General features: G+C 59.2%; 16 protein-coding genes, 1 tRNA gene and 1 pseudogene. 17 read left to right on the plus strand and 1 reads right to left on the minus strand.

The genetic code is table 11. From position 1 onward, the window contains the following. Window position 1: 1 nt before the first annotated feature. Window positions 2–1,909: an AMP-dependent synthetase/ligase gene (locus B3C38_RS10955; protein ID WP_237956855.1), complete on the plus strand. Its 1,908-nt coding sequence runs from the start codon at window positions 2–4 to the stop codon at window positions 1,907–1,909. 65 nt (window positions 1,910–1,974) lie between these two features. Next, a tRNA-Gly gene (locus B3C38_RS10960) sits at window positions 1,975–2,046 on the plus strand. A gap of 181 nt (window positions 2,047–2,227) precedes the next feature. Here the strand turns inward: B3C38_RS10960 and B3C38_RS10965 are convergent. Next, window positions 2,228–2,794 (minus strand): DUF4251 domain-containing protein, encoded by a 567-nt coding sequence (locus tag B3C38_RS10965; RefSeq protein ID WP_055210324.1) that lies wholly within the window; start codon window positions 2,792–2,794, stop codon window positions 2,228–2,230. A gap of 332 nt (window positions 2,795–3,126) precedes the next feature. On the opposite strand from B3C38_RS10965, the gene B3C38_RS10970 reads away from it, so the two are divergent. The 15 genes and pseudogenes from B3C38_RS10970 to B3C38_RS11040 all read left to right on the plus strand — a co-directional run bounded on the left by B3C38_RS10970 (window position 3,127) and on the right by B3C38_RS11040 (window position 22,020). Beyond that, window positions 3,127–4,254 carry an acyltransferase family protein gene (locus tag B3C38_RS10970; RefSeq protein WP_286727088.1) on the plus strand — a complete coding sequence of 376 codons (1,128 nt, stop codon included), beginning with the start codon at window positions 3,127–3,129 and terminating at the stop codon, window positions 4,252–4,254. Window positions 4,255–4,593: 339 nt separating this feature from the next. Continuing rightward, window positions 4,594–6,087 carry a glycerol kinase GlpK gene (gene glpK, locus B3C38_RS10975; protein ID WP_286727089.1) on the plus strand — a complete coding sequence of 498 codons (1,494 nt, stop codon included), beginning with the start codon at window positions 4,594–4,596 and terminating at the stop codon, window positions 6,085–6,087. 12 nt (window positions 6,088–6,099) lie between these two features. Then, window positions 6,100–6,843 carry an MIP/aquaporin family protein gene (locus tag B3C38_RS10980; protein WP_022333639.1) on the plus strand — a complete coding sequence of 248 codons (744 nt, stop codon included), beginning with the start codon at window positions 6,100–6,102 and terminating at the stop codon, window positions 6,841–6,843. Window positions 6,844–7,298: 455 nt separating this feature from the next. Beyond that, entirely contained in the window at window positions 7,299–8,207 is a 909-nt protein-coding gene (locus B3C38_RS10985; protein ID WP_153919236.1) for a tyrosine-type recombinase/integrase, read from the plus strand. A 421-nt stretch (window positions 8,208–8,628) separates the two neighbouring features. Continuing rightward, the gene (locus B3C38_RS10990) at window positions 8,629–9,120 is read left to right on the plus strand and encodes a hypothetical protein (protein ID WP_153919233.1); all 492 of its coding nucleotides are present in this window, start codon (window positions 8,629–8,631) and stop codon (window positions 9,118–9,120) included. A 208-nt stretch (window positions 9,121–9,328) separates the two neighbouring features. Beyond that, a pseudogene (locus B3C38_RS10995) lies at window positions 9,329–10,497 on the plus strand (OmpA family protein). Window positions 10,498–10,540: 43 nt separating this feature from the next. Beyond that, window positions 10,541–10,822 carry a hypothetical protein gene (locus B3C38_RS11000; protein WP_286727091.1) on the plus strand — a complete coding sequence of 94 codons (282 nt, stop codon included), beginning with the start codon at window positions 10,541–10,543 and terminating at the stop codon, window positions 10,820–10,822. A gap of 54 nt (window positions 10,823–10,876) precedes the next feature. Continuing rightward, entirely contained in the window at window positions 10,877–11,032 is a 156-nt protein-coding gene (locus tag B3C38_RS11005) for a hypothetical protein (RefSeq protein ID WP_153919227.1), read from the plus strand. 44 nt (window positions 11,033–11,076) lie between these two features. After that, the gene (locus B3C38_RS11010) at window positions 11,077–12,429 is read left to right on the plus strand and encodes a fimbrillin family protein (protein WP_286727092.1); all 1,353 of its coding nucleotides are present in this window, start codon (window positions 11,077–11,079) and stop codon (window positions 12,427–12,429) included. 71 nt (window positions 12,430–12,500) lie between these two features. Next, a complete protein-coding gene (locus B3C38_RS11015; protein ID WP_259295422.1) occupies window positions 12,501–12,632 on the plus strand; it encodes a hypothetical protein in 132 nt (43 codons plus the stop codon). A 30-nt stretch (window positions 12,633–12,662) separates the two neighbouring features. Then, a complete protein-coding gene (locus B3C38_RS11020; RefSeq protein ID WP_286727093.1) occupies window positions 12,663–14,726 on the plus strand; it encodes a fimbrillin family protein in 2,064 nt (687 codons plus the stop codon). A 361-nt stretch (window positions 14,727–15,087) separates the two neighbouring features. Next, window positions 15,088–16,848: a transcription termination factor Rho gene (gene rho, locus B3C38_RS11025; RefSeq protein WP_286727094.1), complete on the plus strand. Its 1,761-nt coding sequence runs from the start codon at window positions 15,088–15,090 to the stop codon at window positions 16,846–16,848. Between the two features lie 24 nt (window positions 16,849–16,872). Further along, the gene (locus B3C38_RS11030; RefSeq protein ID WP_286727095.1) at window positions 16,873–17,643 is read left to right on the plus strand and encodes a S1/P1 nuclease; all 771 of its coding nucleotides are present in this window, start codon (window positions 16,873–16,875) and stop codon (window positions 17,641–17,643) included. A 249-nt stretch (window positions 17,644–17,892) separates the two neighbouring features. After that, window positions 17,893–19,584 (plus strand): hypothetical protein, encoded by a 1,692-nt coding sequence (locus B3C38_RS11035; RefSeq protein ID WP_286727096.1) that lies wholly within the window; start codon window positions 17,893–17,895, stop codon window positions 19,582–19,584. A gap of 153 nt (window positions 19,585–19,737) precedes the next feature. Then, complete coding sequence (locus B3C38_RS11040; protein WP_286727097.1) at window positions 19,738–22,020, plus strand: outer membrane beta-barrel family protein; 2,283 nt, start codon at window positions 19,738–19,740, stop codon at window positions 22,018–22,020. Window positions 22,021–22,068: the final 48 nt, after the last annotated feature.

Consider the following 22,068-nt stretch of genomic DNA (forward strand, 5'->3'; position numbering starts at 1 on the left):
CATGAAGAAGACCATCATCGACCTTTTCGAGGACTCCGTCGTAAAGTACGGGGCAAAGACATTCCTGCTGGAGAAAAAACACCGGGCATTCGAACCCACGACCTATGCCGAGACCAGGGAGCAGGCGCTCGAGACCGGCGCGGGGCTGGCCGCGGCGGGCATACGCCCCGGGGACAAAGTGGCGATACTCTCGGAGGGGTGCAATGCATGGATCACTTCGGAACTGGGCGTCTTCTATGCCGGGGCGGTCAGCGTGCCGCTGTCGGTGAAACTCGAAGAGTCGAACGACCTGCTGTTCCGTATGCGCCATGCCGAAGTCAGGGCGCTGTTCGTATCGAAATACCAGCTCTCCAAGATCCGGCGCATACGCGCGGAGCTGCCGCAGGTGGAGCATATCATCGTCATCGGCCACACGCCGCTCGAAGCGGGCGAGACGGCGCTCGGGACGCTCCGGCGCATGGGCCGCGACTACCTGGCGGCAAACAGGGAGGAGTTCCTCGCAATCGGCCGTTCGATCCGCAACGACGACTACGCGACAATCACCTACACGTCGGGCACCACGGCCGACCCAAAAGGCGTCGTGCTGACGCACCGCAACTACACGGCCAACGTCGAACAGTCGCTCTCGCGCATCGACATCCCGCCATATTACCGGACGCTCATCATCCTGCCGCTGGATCACTGCTTCGCGCATGTCGTGGGGTTCTATATCATGATCGCATGCGGGGCGACGGTCGCAACCGTGCAGGTGGGCGCCACACCGATGGAGACGCTCAAGAACATCCCGCAGAACATCCGCGAGGTGCGGCCGCATTTCCTGCTGTCGGTGCCGGCGCTGGCCAAGAATTTCCGCAAGAACATCGAATCCTTGATCCGCGCCAAGGGGCGTTTCACGGAACGGCTCTTCAATTTCGCGCTCCGCACGGCCTATGTCTACAACAGGGACGGGTACAGCAAGGGACACGGCTGGCGCATAGTGCTCTGGCCGCTGGTAAAACTCTTCGACGCGGCGCTGTTCCGCAAGGTGCGGGAAGCGTTCGGCGGGAGCCTCAGGTTCTTCGTGGGCGGCGGCGCGCTGCTCGACGCGGAGCTGCAGCGGTTCTACTACGCCATCGGTATCCCGATGTTCCAGGGTTACGGCCTCTCGGAAGCGACACCCGTCATCTCGACCAACTCGCCCAAGTACCACTGGCACCGGTTCGGGTCGTCGGGCAAGATACTGATCCCGCTCGACCTGAAGATCGTCGACGAAACGGGACGGGAGCTTCCCCGCGGACAGAAAGGCGAGATCGTGATCCGCGGCGAGAACGTCATGGCCGGATACTGGAAAAACCCCGAGGCGACGGCCGACACCCTGCGCAACGGATGGCTGCACACGGGCGACATGGGGTATGTCTCGGAAGACGATTTCCTCTATGTGCTGGGGCGTTTCAAGAGCCTGCTGATCGCCAGCGACGGCGAGAAATACAGTCCCGAAGGCATGGAAGAGGCGATCGTGGACAAGTCGCCCTACATCGACCAGATCATCGTACACAACAACCAGAGCCCGTTTACGGGCGCCATCGTCGTGCCGAACCGCGAGGCCTTGCGGCGCGAACTGGACAGCCGCGGGGTAGCGGCCGAAAAACGGGCGGAGACCGCGGCGGCGATCCTCGGCGGCGAAATAGACCGTTACCGTGCGGGCGGCATCTTCGGCGGGGAGTTCCCCGAACGGTGGCTGCCGGCGGGGCTGGCGATCGTAGACGAGCCTTTCACCGAACAAAACGGATTGGTAAACAGCACGATGAAGGTCGTACGCAACAAGGTCGAAGAACACTTCCGCGACAGGCTGGAATACCTCTATACACCCGAGGGGCGCGACCTGAAAAATCCGAAAAACCTGGCATCGCTGAAAAAAATTGTCGATTGATGTGAATTTGATACCCGGAAAACTTGAAAAATAAAAAAAAGCGGAGTATATTTGTACTCCGAAATGCGGGAGTAGCTCAGTGGTAGAGCATCAGCTTCCCAAGCTGAGGGTCGCGGGTTCGACCCCCGTTTCCCGCTCAGAAGAGGCCTTTGAAAGGCCTCTTTTTTTGCGCACGGCGCCACGGCACAGCATGAGGCTGTCCCGCGAGTAGCCCAAAACAAAAATCACCCCCATCCGCAGCATGTTCGGACGGGGGTGAAGCTGTAAATCGGGGACTTGTTACGCAGTCCCGGTCAATGGCAAGGCAATGTCGGCCTGTCAGAAAGTGCGGCCCTGGAAAATATTACCCTCGGAGAGCGGCAGGAGTTCGCCCCGCAGCGTGATGCGCCGCGAGTTGAAATTAGGCGAGATGTCCACGCTGGCCTGGTTGCTCCCGTTGGGAAGGTTGATATAGACCTGTGCGGAAATCCCCGTACCGATCACATTCATCGACACCCGGATGTTCCCCTTCTTGTCCACGCTCTGCCTGTAATCCGAGGTGCTGCCCGAGACCGTTACGCCGCCAAGGCCGTTGGGGCCGCTCACGGGGATGTCGAAAGCCACCTGCACGACGGCCTTGTCGCCCTGCACGGCGACGAAATTGGTATTGGACGAAACCTGCGCCGTCGAACCCGACTTGAAGCTCACCTGGTCGGCTTCGAGTACGAACTCCTTGGCCTCGATAGCCTTCCTGGCCTCCTCGAAAGCGAGCCGGTCGCGTGCGTCCTGTTCGGCCTTCATCTGCTTGCGGGCCATTTTCCTGGAATTCGCGTCCTGCGACTGGGCATAGCCCGTACCGGCACCGGCAAGCAGGATTGCAACGGTTAAAATCATTAGCCTTTTCATATCCGTTCTGTTTTAATCTATTCTATCTCATATACAATAGCGTTGCCGGAGTCGGATTTATTATATAAAAAGTCGATTTTATTGCCGGGACAACGGGCGGGAGTGCCGCCGGGGGCTGAAACCACATGCAGCAAAACCTCGCTGCCACCCGTCCGATGGCGGCGGCAAGGACAACAGAGGCGGCAGCAGGGGCGGCAAGGGCAACAGAGGCGGCAAGGGCGGCAAGGGCGGCGACAGGGACAGTGGATTATGCCCGAAGCGATTATTTGATTATCTTTGCCCGGTCTGCCGGGGTTTCCGGCAGGCGCGAACTACTAAACACAAACAAACGGATGTCAACGATTTCGGCGGCGGCCTTTGCAGACACGAAGCCGCATTACGACATACTCGACGGATTGCGCGGAATTGCGGCGCTGACCGTCGTGTGGTTCCATATTTTCGAAGCCTTTGCGACCAGCCACCTGAATCAGAGGATCAACCACGGCTATCTGGCCGTCGATTTCTTCTTCATACTCTCGGGGTTCGTAATCGGGTACGCCTATGACGACCGCTGGAAAAAGATGACGGTCACGGAGTTCCTCAAGCGCAGGCTCATCCGCCTGCATCCCATGGTCGTGATCGGTGCCGTGATCGGTGCCGTCATGTTCTATTTCCAGGGCTGCTCCGTCTGGGACGTGACCAAAGTCACGGTGCCGATGCTGCTGGCGGCGACGCTGATGAACGCCTGCCTGATTCCGGCAAGCCCCGGCACGGAAATCCGGGGGCTGGGCGAGATGTACCCGCTCAACGGCCCGAGCTGGTCGCTGTTTTTCGAGTACGCCGGAAATATCCTGTACGCCTTCTTCATCCGCAAACTTTCGACCGGGGCACTTTCCGTCGTGGTTTTCCTGGCCGGGTGCGGGCTGGCGGCATTCGCCGTCTGGGGGCCGCTGGGCGACATCTGCGTCGGGTTCGCCATGACCGAAGAAAATATGATCGGCGGTTCGTTGCGCCTGATGTTCGCGTTCTCGGCCGGCCTGCTGCTCTCGCGCGTATTCAAACCCGTGCATATCCGGGGCGCCTTCTGGATATGCGGCCTGTGCGTCGTCGCCCTGCTGTCGGTTCCGCGCATCGGCGGCAGTGAGAATTTGTGGATGAACGGACTGTACGATACGTTCTGCGCCGTCGTCGCCTTCCCCCTGCTGGTTTTTCTCGGGGCGTCGGGCAAGACCACCGACAAAGTCACCGCCCGGGTGTGCCAATTCCTGGGGGACATATCCTATCCCCTCTACATGGTGCACTATCCCTTCATATACCTCTACTACGCCTGGGTCAAAAACGGCGACCTCACGTTCCGGGAGTCGCTGCCAGGTGCCCTGGCACTTTTCTTCGGTTCGGTAATCCTGGCATGGCTGTGCCTGAGGCTGTACGACGAACCGGTGCGCAAATTTCTGTCGAAGCATCTGCTGCGGAAGGGATAGCCCAGCAAGCGCCCCGGCCGGGAGCCCTCCCGCAACGCCACGGAATTCCCCGCAAAGCCACCGGGTTTTGCGGGGATTATATATGATATAGGTACACGGCGGACGGGAGAGGGCGGCAAGGCGACACGAGAAAGCGTACGGGAAAAGCGACAGAAGAAGGCGGATTGGAGAGGAGGATAGGGAACGCCCCACGGAAGGTTTCGAAAAAAAACTTGTCGCTTTCGTTTCGAATCCCGGATATTTTTTATAGATTTGTAAAGGCCGCCGCAGGGTAGTCCCAGGCACGGGAACGGAATGCGGACAAAAGCGGCAACGACGCATCTATAACAACTCGAATATATGGAACAGTACATTTTGTCATTGGATCAGGGGACGAGCAGTTCCCGTGCGATCGTATTCGACCGGAAAGGGCAGATATGCTCGATGGCACAGCGGGAATTCACGCAGATATTCCCCAAGCCGGGATGGGTGGAACACAACCCGCACGAGATATGGTCGTCGCAGGCTTCGGTGATCGCCGAGGCGATCGCGGCCATCGACATCAACGGCCTGAACATCGCGGGCATCGGCATCACCAACCAGCGGGAGACCACGATCGTGTGGGATTCGGAGACCGAAGAGCCGGTCTACAACGCCATTGTCTGGCAGGATCGCCGCACCTCGGAGTACTGTGACCGGCTGAAGGCCGAGGGGCAGACCGAATTCATCCGGGAAAGGACGGGGTTGATCGTCGACGCCTATTTCAGCGCCACGAAGATCAAATGGATCCTGGACAACGTGGCCGGGGCGAGGGAGCGTGCCGAGAAGGGCAAACTGATGTTCGGCACGGTCGACTCGTGGCTCATCTGGCGCCTCACGCGCGGCGAGGTGCACGTGACGGACGTGAGCAACGCCTCGCGCACGATGCTCTTCAACATCCATACGCTGCAATGGGACGAGGAGCTGCTGAGGCTGTTCGGCATCCCCGCTTCGATGATGCCCCAGGTGAAGTCGTCGAGCGAGGTATACGGCGCGACGAAGACCACGATCTTCGCCCACAAGGTACCCATCGCGGGCATCGCGGGCGACCAGCAGGCAGCGCTGTTCGGGCAAATGTGCGTCGAGCCCGGGTCGGTGAAAAACACCTACGGCACGGGGTGCTTCCTGCTGATGAACAGCGGGGAAAAGCCCATCACGTCGTCGAACAACCTACTGACGACCATCGCATGGAAGATCGGCGACAAGGTCGACTACGCGCTCGAAGGGAGCATCTTCGTCGGCGGGTCGGTCGTGCAGTGGCTGCGCGACGGGCTGGGGATCATCCGCTCGTCGTCCGAAGTCGAAGCCCTGGCCGCTTCGGTACCCGACACCAACGGCGTCTATTTCGTGCCGGCGCTCACGGGGCTGGCGGCCCCGTACTGGGATCAGTATGCCCGGGGAGCCATCAGTGGCATCAGCCGCGGCACGACGGCCGCGCATATCGCCCGCGCGGCGCTGGAGGGGATCGCCTACCAGACGCTGGACATCGTGGGCGCCATGCAGCGCGACTCGGGCATCACGCTCCGGGAGCTGAAGGTCGACGGCGGCGCGGCGCGCAACAACCTGCTGATGCAGTTCCAGTCCGACCTGCTGGACACGCGCGTCATACGCCCGGGCGTGACGGAAACCACGGCGCTGGGTGCGGCTTACCTGGCCGGACTGGCCGTAGGCTACTGGGGAAGCATCGACGAAATCCGGCAGCAATGGCAGGCGGAGCACGTATTCGAACCCACGGCCGACCGCTCGCAGATCGGGAAGGCCGTCGCAGGGTGGGAAAACGCCGTACGCAGGGTACTGCGCAACAGCAAAGACTAAAATACCGGGATTATGGAAATCACACTGTTTACCAAGTGCCTGTTCGAATTCATCGGGACACTGGTGCTCGTACTGCTGGGCGACGGGGTCGTCGCATCGACGGTACTGAAACAATCGAAAGGTTTTAACGGCGGATGGGCCGTAATCACAATCGCGTGGGGCCTGGCCGTGATGTGCGGCGTGCTGATCGCGGGCCCCTATTCGGGGGCACATCTCAACCCCGCGGTCTCGGTCGGGCTGGCCGTGGCGGGGTCGTTCCCGTGGGCGTTCGTGCCCGGGTACATCGCGGCACAGCTGCTGGGCGGCTTCTGCGGGGCCGTACTGGTCTATGTCTATTACAAAGACCACTTCGACGCCACGGACGACCCGGCGACCAAGCTCGGCGTATTCTGCACCATGCCCGCGATCATGGACAAGCCGCGCAACCTCTTCTGCGAATTCCTCGGCACGTTCCTGCTGGTGTTCGTGATCCTGGCCATCGGCAACGAACAGAACACCCCTGAAATCGGGATGGGAAGCCTCGGAAGCCTGCCCGTGACGATGCTCATCATGGCCATCGGCATGTCGCTGGGCGGCACGACGGGCTATGCCATCAACCCGGCGCGCGACCTGCCTCCGCGTGTGGCCCACAGCATCCTGCCCATCAGGGGGAAGGGCACGAGCGGGTGGGGTTACAGCTGGGTACCCGTAACGGGGCCCGTACTGGGCGCACTCGCCGCAGGGCTGATTTACGGATGCGTCTATATGTGCGGCTGACGGCAGCAGCCCCCATACCTCCTCCATGGCCGCTCCTGACAGGGGAGCGGCTTTTTCGTATCCGGCAGGAAGCGGGGAGGGGAGGCCGAAAGCGAATAATCATCATAAACCGTTACCGTGCCGGACATGACCGCGACGGAAACCGGTTTCCGGGGTGAATATTTCATTTAGTCCGCTAAATTTCAGATAAATAAAACAGGAGATGGATCCGGAGGCAAATCCGGGCATTAAATATTGCATTATCAGTATATTATATATAAATGACAGTCCCTGCAAATACGCTTCAAAGGCCACTAAAGCACACAATATCATCGACATAAATGCGGATAATTGGCTATAATTTTGTATCTTTGCACCCAGTGACCAACTCTTCTTATTAAATTTACTTGATTATGTATTCGCCAGATTCCGCCTTTACGGGGCGGCATCCGGTTGTCGGGCCATACCCGGCCAGGATGACACGCACCCGTAATTATGAATTCGACTTCATGTCGTGTTTCTCGAAACACATCTCCGACTACGAGAAAGCCGGGCGCAAAGGCTCGGCTGCGAACTACCGGTCGTCATACAGGCTGCTGCTGAGTTTCCTCGACGGCCAGCACCTGACGTCGCAACACCTCTCGGCCCGCTGGGCAGAGCGTTACGAACGCTGGCTCAGGGCACGGGGCGTGACAACCAACACGGTGACGTTCCACCTGCGCAACCTGAGGGCAGTCTACAACCGATCCGTAAAAAAACGGCTCATACCGGCCTCATTTCCCAATCCCTTCACCCATCTGACCGTCAGGCAGACCGTAACGCGCAAACGGGCGCTCTCACGCGAAACCATCAAACGGATATGCACGGCCGACCTCTCGGCGCTGCATCCCAAGTACTCCCTCGCACGCGACATCTTCATGTTCAGTTTCTTCACCCGCGGCATGTCGTTCGTAGATATGGTCTACCTGCGCAACAGCGACATCCATGACGGCGTATTGACCTATGCACGCCACAAAACGGGGCAGATGCTCTCGATGCGCATCGAGCCGCAGCTGCAGCACATCATCGACCGTTATAGCAATGCTTCGCCCTATATACTCCCCGTACTGGCAAAAGACGACAGCTATGACAATTACCGCCAGCAGCAGCGCGAGCTGAATAAATTTATCCGAAAAATCGGAGTCCTGCTCAATATCCCGGAACCGCTGACATTCTATGTCGCACGACACTCATGGGCAACTCTGGCCCGAGATTGCGGCACACCGCTCACGGTGATCAGCGCCGGGATGGGACACACGTCCGAAAGGACGACGCGCATCTATCTCGCACAACTCGACCACAACATCATCGACAAAGCCAATCGAAAAATCATCGACCTGCAGTAAAAGGCGGTTTCGTATAATATCCGGATTTTTCGGTTAGAAGGAATAGAAACAGGCAACAAAAAAATCAAGACCCATTATTACCAATAATGTATCTTGAAATCGTAATAAGTTGTATTATAGACGTTTCAATTCATCCGCAAAAATAGAATTAATTATATTCATAACCAAATTTTTCAGAAGGAAAAAACGCATACCTCAGCGTAATAAACTGAAAATAAGAATATTGTATCGTTTTATTTATCTTTTTCATCCGGACAGACCGAAAATGTCCTGAAAGCCCCCACCATGCCTTCGGGAAAGTGTCCAAACAGCGTATTTACCGACTGGTAACCAAGCACATACGCCAAAAGAGACCCATTATTGGTAATAATGGGTCACGAACAATGCACACAAGCCACTGGTTACTAACAATTTACATTCGATGTTTTCCGCAAGAATCCTGTGGGCGGTAAAGATACTGCTCGTACTGCACAAGGCGTCGGAAGCAGGGACTCCCCTGATGAAAGGACGCGAGTTGCAGGCTGCATGTGTAGGCCCCGATACGGACACCTATATGTACCGCCGTACTTTACGGGAACTTGCGGCCAAGACGGACTACCTGATTTGCGTATTCCAGTCGGGAAGAACCTTCTACCAATGGAACCCGAACCACCGCCCGACGCTGCACGACCTGATCCGCAGGCTGGACGGAGGCATGCATGAAGTCTCGCACACGTTCTGGACATACGAAAATACACGCACGATGCAGCCCCTCCAGAAAGTGTGCAAGGAGTACGATAACCTCATACAAACCTATTTATCAGAAATATACATAGAAGAATTGGAATCACCCGCCCTGTTCAGGCAAAGCCGGTTCCGGTTGCCGCAGGCAACGCCCCAGGTCACGGGGGACACAGGAACAGGCTCGCTTTAGCCCTCTCTCGTCAGCGAACAAAAACACATTCATGGAAAAACAAACAACCACCGACCATTTTCATCCTGTCGCTACCGGCAATCGCCGCCCCGGCATTGGCGGTAGCCGTAGCCTGCCACATGTACCGGACACGGCAGATAACACGAATAACGGACTCGCAACGAGACCATAGATACCGGGAAATTTCTAATCACTAAAACATTCAAACATGAAACGCCTCTATTTATTGCCCTCTTTATCATCGTCAGCCTTACAGCCACGGCACAGGAAAACGGCAATCGCGATGCGCAGAACCGCATCGTGCGCGGCCCCTATGAAACGAACCGCTTTTTCGACAACATCTTCGTCGGCGTCGCCGGCGGTGTAAATATCTATTTCGGCGAACACGATTCCTACGGCAAATTCGGCAAACGCATGGCCCCGGCACTGGACATCCATGTCGGAAAATGGTTCACCCCCTCGATCGGCGCCCGCGTCGGATACTCCGGCCTGCAGGCCAAAGGGTGGACGACCGCAGGCACCAAATACGCAAAGGGTGCCGACGGAAGCATGTTCAAGGAGAAATTCGGCGTATCGTACCTGCATGCCGATGCAATGTGGAACTTCTCGAACGCCGTGAGCGGCTACAAGGAGGCCCGCACCTGGAATTTCGTACCCTTCGTCGGAGTGGGTTGGGCGCGTTCCTACGGCAACGACACCCACGACAACGAAATCGGCTTCGACGCAGGTCTGCTGAATGTAGTGCGCCTCTGCGATCTGCTCGACCTGACGCTCGAAGCTCGCTGCCTGCTGGTCAACCAGCGTTTCGACGGCGTGGGCGGCGGCCGCATCGGCGAAGGTATGCTCTCGGTAACGGCAGGGCTGTCGTTCAACCTGAACCGCCGCGGCTTCAAGCGAGCCTCGCAGGCTCAGCCCGTGGACTACACGTCGTACCTGGATCGTATCAAGCGGCTCGAAAACACCAACAACGAACTCGCATCGCAGAATTCGGAACTGAGCGACGAGAACGAGAAGCTGCGCAACATGCCGCCCAAGGTGGTTGCCGAGCAGAAGGTATCCGCATCGCCCGTGGCGCTCTTCTTCAAGATCGGCAAGGCCACGCTCGACAAGAAAGAACTGACCAACCTCGAATTCTACGTGAAGAATGCCATGAAGGCCGACAAGGACAAGACCTTCACGCTGATCGGCTCGGCAGACAAGGATACCGGCACGAAAGAGATCAACCAGCGGCTGAGCGAACAGCGCATGGAGTATGTCTACAACCTCCTGAAGGACAAGTACGGCATCGACCCGTCCCGTCTGGTCAAGAAGGCCGAAGGCGACACCAACAACCGGTTCGCAGAGCCGGAACTGAACCGCGCCGTAATCGTGGAATAAGCAGGACAAACGGAGATTGACAACCCCTAACGGATTTTACCGCATGCTCCGGACAGAGACATCGACCGCAGCGGACACAACCGCCGGATCCGGCCGGGCGCCGCACTACCTGCTCGCATATCTGGAAGAAGGACGGGTTCGCGTATACGCCCCCGACAAATCCGACATATGGATCGGGGTGCAGCTTCCTGAAGCGGAAGAGACGCGCGTCGAAGCGGAACTGCGGCGGCTCCACCGAACCGGACAAAGGACAGGTATCGTCGAAATATGCCTGTCCGCGGCGGGGGTGCAGCGCGGCATGCGCGTGCTCTGCGTAAGGGCGTAGCGCCAACCCGAAACGGACATGGAATAAAAGCAACTACACATAATAAAAAAGACCATGAAAAAACAAACTATGACTTACGAAGCACCGGAGCTGTACCTGATCTCCGTATGCGTGGAAAAAGGATTCGCGGCAAGCAGCAGCATCGAACCGGGAACCGACGGCGGTGAGCTGGGCGGAACCAGGTCGCTCTCTTACGATGACTACGAATAGCGACGCATCCATTGGGAATTAACGACAAAAACAGAAAATGCACCATGAAAAAATTATTCGTTATAGCAATGCTCGCAACGGTCGGCATGGCCGCGTGCAGCAAGGACGATACGGCTCCGGCCGGCGGCCCGAAAAAGTATGTCCAGGTAACCATCCCCGAGGAGATGGTTTCCGGGGAGACCCGTACTTCCATCGACGGCACCACGACCAACTGGGTGGCCGGTGACAAAGTCGCCGTGCTCCTCTACGACGGAGCCGCGACGATGACATGCGAGTTCACGGCCGACAAGTCGGGCCCGACCACGACGTTCTCGGGCGACGTGCCCATCGGTTCCTACTCGCTGGCGGCGGCTTATTATCCGTACGACTGCAACGCCACGTTCGACGCCGTGAACAAGACCTTCAAGCACACCTGGGGATCGGAATACTGCACGGACAACCTGGCTGCCTATGACTTCATGTATACGAACATCTGGGAGGAGCCGTTCGAAATCAACGAGGCGACGACCCAACTGCCCGTACACTTCACGTTCAAACCGCTGATGGCCCGCATCAAGATCTCGCTCGGACTGGGTGCGAACGAAACGCCCAAGAAAGTCATCCTGGAGACCGACAGCAACGTATTGCCGACCTCCGGTACGATCGACGCCCTGGAGAACTTCACGGCATCGTCCGTAACCAATTCGATCGCAGTTCCCACGAACCGGAAAGAGTTCGTAGTGGGCCTGCTCCCCGTGGGCATCCACTCGACCATGACCGTGAAGGTAATGACTACCGACGGGCTGACCTACTCGGACAAGTCGTTCACGCTGGCCGGCCTGAAGCGCAACCACCACTACACGATGAGCGTACCCTGCAACAAGAAAACGGTGACGATCACCGTACCCGATGCCATCGACCAGAAGTACGGTACGCATACCTATCAGGACAACGGATTCTACACGGTCGATTCCCAATACGACCCGGAAGGAATTTTCAATGACTGGTATTTTTACCAGGCAGAGATCAAGAGCGACAAGAACGGCGACGACAAACTCAAAAAGAACCGCATCCAGCCGCAGGTTCCTGCGGGCTTCAACAACGCAAACAACGGCGCTTTCGTCACGGCTCCGATCCAGTGCGAGGGTTCGAAAACCGTGAAGGTATCCTTCGAGGTAGCGACCAACCGTATAAGCAATATTGAGTACAGGATCGGCGTAACGGGCAACGGCCCGATCACCGAATCGTGGCTCCGCGACAGGAACAACATCCTGAACGGCAACGACCAAAAGTGCAAATCCGGTACACAGACCCATACGTTTACGGTCACCAACGGACAGCGTCTCATGATCAAGATACTATCTACCGCAGGATCTTACCACGTAGAGTTCGCGGATTTCACCTATACGGTCGAATAATTTCGATAAAATAATTTTTCAGATCGGGACGGAGCAGGATACCGTCCCGATTTATCTATAAACCGAATCTGATGAAAGCAGCATACACAAAGCCGGAATTGGAGATACTCGTAATTGCGGCCGAAGCAGGATTCGCGATTTCACAGCCGCACGGCAGCGAACTCGGGCCGGGCCCGGTGGATTATGCGGACGACGAGTATTGAATTACAAACAGCCAATTCGAACCTGACGTTATGAAACACAAACCTATTTTCCGACTCGCGCTGCTCGCGCTCCTGCTGGCCGGTTGCGGAAAGGATACGACAGAACTGCCCGAAGGGCCCGAAACACCCGCGACAGGGGGCGATGCCATCGTCTGCCGGTTGTCGATCGGCAACGAAGCGCCCGACCCCACGGACGAAACCCGTACGGCTTACGGCCCGCTACAGGACGGTTATTACCCGATCTATTGGCGCAATGCCGACCGCGTGGGAATCATCTGTCCGCAGACGACCCCGCAATGGGCGGAGGTCGAAGTCAGCGTCTCCGGGGCGACCGAAAGCGAAGCCGACCTGAGCGACACGGGAATGCAGTGGGGGAGCAGTCCCAGCTACGATTTTTACGCCTTCTATCCGGCAGACGCCGTCCAGGCCAACAGCGGCTCGATCGTCGCGACGGCAATCCCGGCCGTACAGACCTACCACAACGGCGAATGCAACATGCAGTACGCCTATATGGCGGCATGCACCCAAGGGGTGGAACGCGGAGGGGAGGTGCCCTTCAGGTTCCGCCCGCTGATGACCACGGTTACGGTCCAGGTGGGATTCTCGGAGGCCGCGGAGGTACAGAAGCTCGTGCTGTCGAGCGAGAACGGCCCCATAGCGGGCGGCTTCACGTTCGACATCGAAACCGACCGGTGCACGGTCATCCCGGGCAAAGGATCGAACGTGCTGGCCCTGCACCTGGTGTCGGGGGACGTCCCCTACATTCAGCTCAGCGCAGGGTCGAAGGTCGCGGTCACGGCGTTCATGCTGCCGCAGGACATCGAGGGGCTCACGCTCTCCGCCGTCACCACGCAGGGCAGAACATACAGCTACACAACCCCGGCAACGCTCAGGGCCGGGCACCGTTATTCGTTCACGATCGGCGACATGCAGGCGCAGGCGCAACAGACCTCGGAAGATTATTCCGACTGGATGGCCTACCTGCCCGACAACACCTACCTGTCGCAGGTTTCCATCCCCGGATCGCACGACGCCTGCACGATCTACGGTTCGCACTACGAGTACAAAGGCGGGATGCCCGGCGAAAGATACCACTTCAAATGGTTGCAGAACGTCGTATTCGGCTATATGAACACGACCAAGATCATCAAGGCACAGGAGCTCTCCATCGAAGAGCAGCTTGCGGCCGGGGTTCGCATGTTCGACCTGCGCCCCTCCTCGTCGAGCTCCTCGGAGCGCGACCTCCCAATCCATCACGGCATAGCCCCGCTGGGCGACCCGACGCTGGGCGGCTACGCCCCGGGCAGCTCCGGTCGCCAGGAACTTTCGCCCTTCATGCTTTCGCACCTGCTCGACCGTTTCGTGCGATTCCTCGACGAACATCCGGGCGAGACGGTGCTCGTGCACATGAAATACGAGAACACCAGCACCAGCGCCAATAAGACGGGGTGGGACAAAAGCGTGGTCAGCCTGATCAACTCGCATTGCAGCGGGTATGTGGCCGACTTCCACCCCCTGATGACGCTGGCCGACGCCCGCGGCAAGATACTCTTCATGATCCGCGAGGATTACAAATCGTCGAACAACGGCCGGTATTTCGGCGCCTACCTGAACTGGACGGACGACAAGGTGGTCTTCGACACGACGCTCAGCGGCAACGGCGTGGGGCAGGCCCCGATCCGCGTGAACGACCTCTACAACATCAAGAACGGGGCATCGGACGGCAAGACCAAATATGCGGCCATCGACGAGTGCATCGCCTATACCTATAATACGGACGACCCGACGCGGTGGTGCATGAATTATGTGAGCTGCTACGACACGGCCCATTGCAGCGTGTCGGGGATCAGCCTGTTCGGCGCCGTGGGCGACTACGACTACTGCGCGAACAAATACAACAGGTATACGGCCGACAAGATCGACAGGTACGATTTCCGCGGGAACGTCGGCATCGTGCTGATGGACTTCGCGGCGGCATCGCACGCCACGATGACCTACGGGCAGACCTACTCGAACATGCAGGTCTACGGCGACGACCTGGTCAGGGCCGTGATCTGCAACAACAACAAGTGGAACCTGCGGCGCAACGAATAACCCCCGGAGGCTCCCGCCGCCGGCACGCGCCCCGGCAGGACGCCGGAACGACACCGAAGAAAAACCTCCCGGGCTTCCCGGGAGGTTTTTGCACACACAAACATTAACAATACAAACAACGCAATGGCTGAATAGATCTGTTGTTCCGGATACAAAGGTGGGGGTAATTTCCGGGTCGTACAATCGCCATAAATGAGTATTTTACGTCCGGGCACTCCCAATTTATGGTGAAAGCCCCGGCGGAAGGGCGTGATCTGCAATTTTTTATTTTGAATTTCGAAATAATGCACTATCTTTGCAAGCAAATTCCAATGTCCCGGCGCCCGCCGGGGTTCTGAAAATCACTTTGAAATAGAAATATATGCAGGATTTGAAAGCGCTCGAAGGGAAAAGCCTCGTCGAACTGCGTGAAATAGCAAAAGCTATCGGTATCGGGGACACCACATTGAAGAAGCGCGAACTGATCGAGAAAATCGCCGGGTTCTCCGCTTCCGAAGGCGCCCCCGCAGAAAATAAAGAGAAAAGAGGACGAGGCCGGAAAAAGGAGGTTCCCGCAACGGAAATGCAGCAGACGGCAGCCATAGCCGAACCTGCCGCCGCAAAGGCGGAAACCGCTCCCGAAACCGTTCCCCAGGCCCCGCGAGGCCGTCGGCCGCGCATCACCAATACGAAGACCGAAAACACCGCACCAGCACAGCGTCCGCCCGTCACGGTCGCCGACCCCCCTGCCGAGCCGGAGCTCCCGATGGAAAGCGCCCCGGCACCTGCACCAGCGGCAGCGGCAGCGGCAGAAACCGTACAGGCACCCCGCGAGGAGAAGGCCGAGCCCAAGCGCCGCGGCCGCAAGCCCAAGGCACAAGCACAAGCACAGGAAGAGGCAGCAGAACCCGCCGCCGCAACACCCCCGGCTGCCCAGGCTGCCCAGGCAGCCCAGGCAGCCCAGACTACCCAGGCAGCAGCCGATGCGCAATCCTTCGACGGCGAGGTGATCACCAAGGACGATTTCGCCGGGGAGATCGAGGGCGAAGGCGTGCTGGAGATCATGCCCGACGGATACGGGTTCCTGCGTTCGGCCGACTACAACTACCTGAACTCGCCCGACGACATTTACGTTTCGCCGTCGCAGATCAAACTCTTCGGGCTGAAGCCCGGCGACACGGTGAACGGCGCCATACGCCCGCCGAAGGAGGGGGAGAAATATTTTCCGCTGGTACGCGTGAACGAGATCAACGGCCTGGCGCCGGAGTTCATCCGCGACCGCGTACAGTTCGAATTCATGACGCCGCTCTTCCCGAGCGAGAAATTCTGCCTTACGGGCAACGGACACAACAACATGTCGACGCGCGTGGTCGACCTCTTTTCGCCCATCGGCAAGGGACAGCGCGCGCTGATCGTAGCACAGCCCAAGACGGGTAAGACGGTGCTCATGCAGTCGATCATCAACGCCATCGCCGACAACCATCCCGAAGTATACATCATCGTGCTGCTGATCGACGAGCGCCCGGAGGAGGTGACCGAGATGGCCCGCAACTCCAAGGCCGAGGTCGTGGCATCGACCTTCGACGAACAGGCGTCGCGCCATGTGAAAGTCGCGGAAATGGTACTCGACAAGGCCAAGCGCATGGTCGAATGCGGACACGACGTGGTGATCTTCCTCGACTCGATCACCCGCCTGGCACGTGCCTACAACTCCGTCCAGCCCGCATCGGGCAAGGTGCTCTCGGGCGGTGTGGATGCCAACGCGCTCCACAAACCCAAGCGTTTCTTCGGTGCAGCCCGCAACACGGAGGAGAAAGGGTCGCTGACGATCATCGCCACGGCGCTGATCGACACCGGTTCGAAGATGGACGAGGTGATTTTCGAAGAGTTCAAGGGCACGGGCAACATGGAGCTCCAGCTCGACCGCAAGCTCGCCAACAAACGTGTCTACCCGGCGGTCGACGTCATCGCATCGGGTACGCGCCGCGAAGACCTGCTCCTGCCGCGCGACGTGATGAACCGCACGTGGGTGCTGCGCAAATACCTTTCGGACATGACGCCCGTCGAGGCCATGGAGTTCCTCCAGAAGCAGATGGGAATGACCAACACCAACGAGGAGTTCCTCGCCACGATGAACCATTAAACAACCACAAAACCCACTGATAGAATGAAAAACCTGATTATCCTGCTGTCATGCCTGCTGTTCGCCGGCAGCGTATACGGATGGGGACAAAAGGGGCACGACGTCACGGCCTACATCGCAGAGTGCCACCTCACGCCCGAAGCCGCCCAAAAGATCGACAAGGTGCTCAACGGCCATTCGCCCGTGTACTACTGCAACTGGATGGACATTGCCAGCCACACCCCCGAATACAATTACACCAAGACGTGGCACTACCTGAACATCGACGAGGGCCAAACCCTCGAAACGATGCCCCGGAACCCCAAAGGCGACGTGCTGACGGCCGTCACGACGCTCGTCGCCGAGCTCAAGGCCGGCGGGCTGGCACCCGAGGCGGAGACCGAGAAGCTCAAGATGCTGATCCACCTGGTCGGCGACATGCACTGCCCGATGCACACGGGGCGCCTGTCGGATATCGGAGGCAATCAGCGCCCGGTGCTGATGTTCGGACGCAGAACGAACCTCCACTCGGCCTGGGACTCGGCGATCCTCGAAGCCGGGCACAAGTGGAGCTACACCGAGTGGCAGGAACAGATCGACCGCTTGACGGACGACGAGGCGGCACTGGTACAGGCCGGGGAGCCGCAAGACTGGCTGAAGGAGACCCATGCGATCTGCGTCGGCATCTACGAGGACAGCCCCGAAGGGACGAAAATATCCTACGATTACGTGGACAAATACACGCCCGTCTTCGAGCAACAGCTCGTCCGGGGCGGCTACCGGCTGGCACGCCTGCTGAACGAGATTTACCGCTGACCGTAGGTGCAAAATAAAAGGGAACGGGCTTGCAGTCGCTGCAAGCCCGTTTTCCGTCCTGCGGCAGTGCGGCAAAGATGTATTTCGGCCGTTTCGGCCGCACAAAAATCCGGGCTAAGCGCTAAGGGACAAGACCGGGGCATGCAGGGGAGCACTGCGTGCGGCGCAGGGCCCCGGCAACGGATCGGGGCGGATAATTTTATCCGGCAAAATACCCGCGGAAATAAAAGTTATATTAATTTTGCAGGCATGAGATACCTAACCGCCATACTCTTCGGCCTGCTTGCTGCCGGATGCGGCGACAAGGCCGCGGACAACCTGATGACCCAGGCTTCGGTGCTGATAGAGGAGCATCCCGACAGCGCCTTGCTGGCTCTCCGGCAGATAGACCCCTCGGCCATTTCACCGGCGGCCGACGCCCGGCGGCGCCTGCTGCTCGCGCAGACCTACTCCCGCACAGGTGCCGAGGCTGACAACGATTCGCTGACCGCCCCCGCACTGGATTATTACGAGCGCCACGGCTCCGGGGCCGAGCGTGCCTATGCCTGGTATTTCGACGCAAAGGTACACCACAATGCCGGCGACCTGGGACAGGCGATCAAAGGCTACACACAGGCGATGCTCTACGCCGAACGCAACCGCGACAAGGCGGGAACCACAAAACTGCTCATGGCTCTGTACCACACGCTGGGGCTGCTGTACCTCGAACAGGGATACGACACCGCGGCCGAAGAGGCATTCTCGAAAGCCGTCGCCGCGGCGCAGGAGACCGGCAGTGCGGAACTGGAGGGATACAGCCGCTACATGCTCTCGTCGGCACAGTATGCCAACGGCCGCTATGCCGCGGCCATCGAAACACTCTCCCCGCTGGTCGGGGCACGCGACACGATGGCATTCCGTTTCTTCGCCCAGCAGATCACCCTGCAAAACCTGATATACCACACCTTCGCCGAAGACTGGAGCACCGGGCAGTTGCTCGAGGAGCGGGCGCGCATCGACATGCACGAACTATGGACAGCCCCGCTGACGCACGGCCACGCATCGGCCGACGACGATGCCCGCACACTTTACGACATCGCTTCGGCCATCATTTTTTACCGGGCGGAGCAGCCCGATTCGGCACAATACTACATAGACCGCTCGCTGGCGCACATCAAACGCTTCAACCAGAACAACATAGGGCTCTACACGATCGCCTCGGCCATACACCACCGCCGCGGGGAGGACGGCAAAGCCTATGCCTGTGCCATGCAGTACATCGGCAAGCGCGATTCGCTCGACAAGGCACGGCAGGGGGTATCGGTGGCCGAGCTGGAAAAGAGATACCGTACGGCCAACGAAACGGCGCTCCGCGAGGCAGGGCTGCGTTACCGGGCCTGGATCGCCACGCTGGCATGCCTCTTGCTGGCCGCGGCCGTCACGGGGGCGGTGGTGGGCTATCGGCGCAAACTCCGGCACCGGGACGCGCAGCTGAGCGAATACCTCACGCTGCTGGAATCCTACCGGGAATCGCACGACAGCCTCACCTCGCGGCTCGATGCCTCGAACGAGCGCGAGGCCGCCGTCAAGGCTTCGCTCGAGGGGCGGTTCGCCCTGCTGCGCGACATCGCCGCAACCTACTACACCTATGGCGAAGGGGAACGGCTGGCGAGGAAGGTGAAGGAGCTGGCACTGAGCCCGGCGATGCTCGCGGACATCGTCCGCATGGCAGACCTCTACAACGACCGGGCGGTCACGCGCCTGCGCCGCCAACTGCCGGGGTGGACGCCGCGCAACTACGATTTCGCAGCGCTGGTCGTCGCCGGGTTCTCGGCGCAGGAGATTAGCGTGATGCTCGACATGACGCTGAACGGGGTCTACACGCTCAAATCGAAACTCAAACGCCGGATCGCCGAATCGGGGGCTGCGGACAGGGAGTTTTTCACCCGTTTTTTCGCATAGCAAGGGCGCCCGGCGCGCCGGCAAGAATCCGCGGGATCGCACCCTCTGTAAATCAACATTTTACACACAAACAAGCAAGAATTATTCCGTACCGGCAAGCCGCATCGGGGCTTAACTTTGCAGGGAAACCAAATGAAAAAACCAAGCAAAGTTATGAGACGGACATTTCTTTTACTCGTATGCGCCCTGGCGCTTTTTTCCGTGAAACAGACCTGCGGGCAAATTGTGCGGGGGAGGGTGGTCGACCAGGAGCGGCAACCCGTGGTCGGGGTCGCGGTAGTGATGCTCGACACCGACTCGACCTACCTCGCGGCCGCGGCATCGGATGCCGACGGGCGTTTCGCCATCGCATCGGAGGTACGCCCCTACCGGCTGCTGTTCCAGCACCTCGCCTATGAGATGCAAACGCTTACCTCGGAGCACGACGAAGCCGGCGAGGTCGTCCTGCATGAATATACGAATGCGCTCGACGCTGTGGTCGTAGAGGGCGAAAAACCCATCGTGCGGGTCGAAGAGGGGCGGCTGGCCTATGACCTGGAAGCCGTATCGAAAGGCAAGGCGGTGAACAATGCCTACGAAGCCCTCACCCAGCTGCCGGGCGTCAGCGAACAGGACGGCGGGCTGACGCTTGCCGGCGCCGGGGGTGTCACGGTGATCCTGAACGGGAAGCCCTCGACGATGAGCGCCGAGCAGTTGGCGTCGCTGCTGCGCTCGACACCCGTCGAACGGATCGAGAAGGCCGAAGTGATGTACAGCACGCCGCCGCAGTACCATGTGCGCGGCGCGGCGATCAACCTCGTCCTGCGGCGCAGCCACGACTACTCGTTTTCGGGGGAGGTACACGCCAACTATACCAACCGGTTTTACAGCAACTGGGATGCCGGGGGCAACTTCGCCTTCTCCTCGCCCGAGTGGTCGGCCGAGGTAACCTATTCGGCCGGGCAGGCCAAGACCAAACGGATCATCGACCTCTACTCGCGGCATACGCTCGCGGACGGGGAGCACGAGATCGCCCAGAGGCAGAACATCACCAGCAAAGGAACATGGCACCGGCTGAGGGCCGCCGCAGAATACGCCCCGCAGGGCAAAGGACGCCTGAGCATTGCCTATACGGGTGCATACACCCCGCATACGAGCGGCCTCGTACGTGCCGACGGCAACCTGGTCAACTCGGTCAGCTCGCCCGGGGGTGACAACACGATGCACAACGCTGCGCTGCGCTACACGTCGGCCTCCGGGCTCGACCTCTCGGCGGACTACACGCATTACAGCTCGTGGCAGCAGGCCGCCATGCGGAACAGGTACGCCGACGGCAACCGGACAGCGTTCGACGTGGTTTCGGGGCAGTCCGTCGACCGGGTAAATGTCAGCGCCGACCAGTCGCACGACCTGGGCAATGGCTGGGGCATGACCTACGGGGGCATCTTCAGCTGGGCGGGCGACCACGACTACCAGCGTTACAGGCTCCATGAGGGCGACATCGCCACCGTCGATACCGATTCGCACCTCGACGAATACACGGGCAACCTCTATGCCGGGGTGAGCAAAGAGTTCGCCAAGGGGAGTTTCTCGCTGTCGCTGGCCGGGGAATACTACCGCGCGGGGGACTACGACAACTGGTCGCTCTACCCGCAGGCGACCCTGCTCCTGACACCCGCAGAGAAACATCTCGTACAGATTTCGCTCTCGTCGGACAAGACCTATCCCTCGTACTGGGAGATGCAGCAGTCGACCTCCTACATCGACGGCTATTCGGAGATCCGGGGCACGCCCGGACTGCGGCCGTCGAAAAGCTACAACGGCCAGGCAATGTACATGTATAAGCAGAAGTATATCTTCATGCTGTTCTGGAACGAGATGCCCGACTACTTCGACCAAACCGCATGGCAGGCCCCTGATCGCCTGGCATTGGTCTACCAGACGCTCAACTGGAACACCAACCGCCAGTGGGGCGCCAACGTCATCGTACCGCTGCGCCCGGGCAAATGGCTCGATTCCCGGCTGACGCTGACCGGGATGCGGATGACCCAGCGCTGCGACGCCTTTCACGACCTGGCGTTCGACCGCTCCAAATGGCTGGGGGTGGTGCGCATGGACAACACGATCCGTCTGAGCCGCAAACCCGACCTGACGCTCGACCTCTCGGGCTACTATCAGAGCGCGGCCATCCAGGGGACATACGACGTCGACCCTTCGTGGAGCGTCAACGCGGGTGCCAAGTGGACGTTCGACAAGAGCCGGGCGAGCCTCTCGGTGCGCTGCAACGACATTTTCGAAAGTTCGTTGCCGTTCGCCAAAGTCCGTTACAAGGGACAGTACCTCGACATGGATTCCGGCACGTATACCCGTTCGGTGACGGTGCATTTCTCCTACCGTTTCGGCACATACAAGGAGAAGCGGCACAAGACGGTCGACACGTCGAGGTTCGGGCATTGACCGGATCCCGCAGGGCACGAAAAAGGGCCGTCGCAAAAGACGGCCCTG

This window comes from Alistipes sp. UBA1686, from assembly GCF_002320215.1.
GTDB classification, from domain to species: Bacteria; Bacteroidota; Bacteroidia; order Bacteroidales; family Rikenellaceae; genus Alistipes; species Alistipes onderdonkii.

Coding starts and splice junctions, on each gene's coding strand:
- B3C38_RS10955 (WP_237956855.1), top strand. CDS start 2: ATGAAGAAGACCATCATCGACCTTTTCGAGGACTCCGTCGTAAAGTAC.
- B3C38_RS10965 (WP_055210324.1), bottom strand. CDS start 2,794: ATGAAAAGGCTAATGATTTTAACCGTTGCAATCCTGCTTGCCGGTGCC.
- B3C38_RS10970 (WP_286727088.1), top strand. CDS start 3,127: ATGTCAACGATTTCGGCGGCGGCCTTTGCAGACACGAAGCCGCATTAC.
- glpK (WP_286727089.1), top strand. CDS start 4,594: ATGGAACAGTACATTTTGTCATTGGATCAGGGGACGAGCAGTTCCCGT.
- B3C38_RS10980 (WP_022333639.1), top strand. CDS start 6,100: ATGGAAATCACACTGTTTACCAAGTGCCTGTTCGAATTCATCGGGACA.
- B3C38_RS10985 (WP_153919236.1), top strand. CDS start 7,299: ATGACACGCACCCGTAATTATGAATTCGACTTCATGTCGTGTTTCTCG.
- B3C38_RS10990 (WP_153919233.1), top strand. CDS start 8,629: ATGTTTTCCGCAAGAATCCTGTGGGCGGTAAAGATACTGCTCGTACTG.
- B3C38_RS11000 (WP_286727091.1), top strand. CDS start 10,541: ATGCTCCGGACAGAGACATCGACCGCAGCGGACACAACCGCCGGATCC.
- B3C38_RS11005 (WP_153919227.1), top strand. CDS start 10,877: ATGAAAAAACAAACTATGACTTACGAAGCACCGGAGCTGTACCTGATC.
- B3C38_RS11010 (WP_286727092.1), top strand. CDS start 11,077: ATGAAAAAATTATTCGTTATAGCAATGCTCGCAACGGTCGGCATGGCC.
- B3C38_RS11015 (WP_259295422.1), top strand. CDS start 12,501: ATGAAAGCAGCATACACAAAGCCGGAATTGGAGATACTCGTAATTGCG.
- B3C38_RS11020 (WP_286727093.1), top strand. CDS start 12,663: ATGAAACACAAACCTATTTTCCGACTCGCGCTGCTCGCGCTCCTGCTG.
- rho (WP_286727094.1), top strand. CDS start 15,088: ATGCAGGATTTGAAAGCGCTCGAAGGGAAAAGCCTCGTCGAACTGCGT.
- B3C38_RS11030 (WP_286727095.1), top strand. CDS start 16,873: ATGAAAAACCTGATTATCCTGCTGTCATGCCTGCTGTTCGCCGGCAGC.
- B3C38_RS11035 (WP_286727096.1), top strand. CDS start 17,893: ATGAGATACCTAACCGCCATACTCTTCGGCCTGCTTGCTGCCGGATGC.
- B3C38_RS11040 (WP_286727097.1), top strand. CDS start 19,738: ATGAGACGGACATTTCTTTTACTCGTATGCGCCCTGGCGCTTTTTTCC.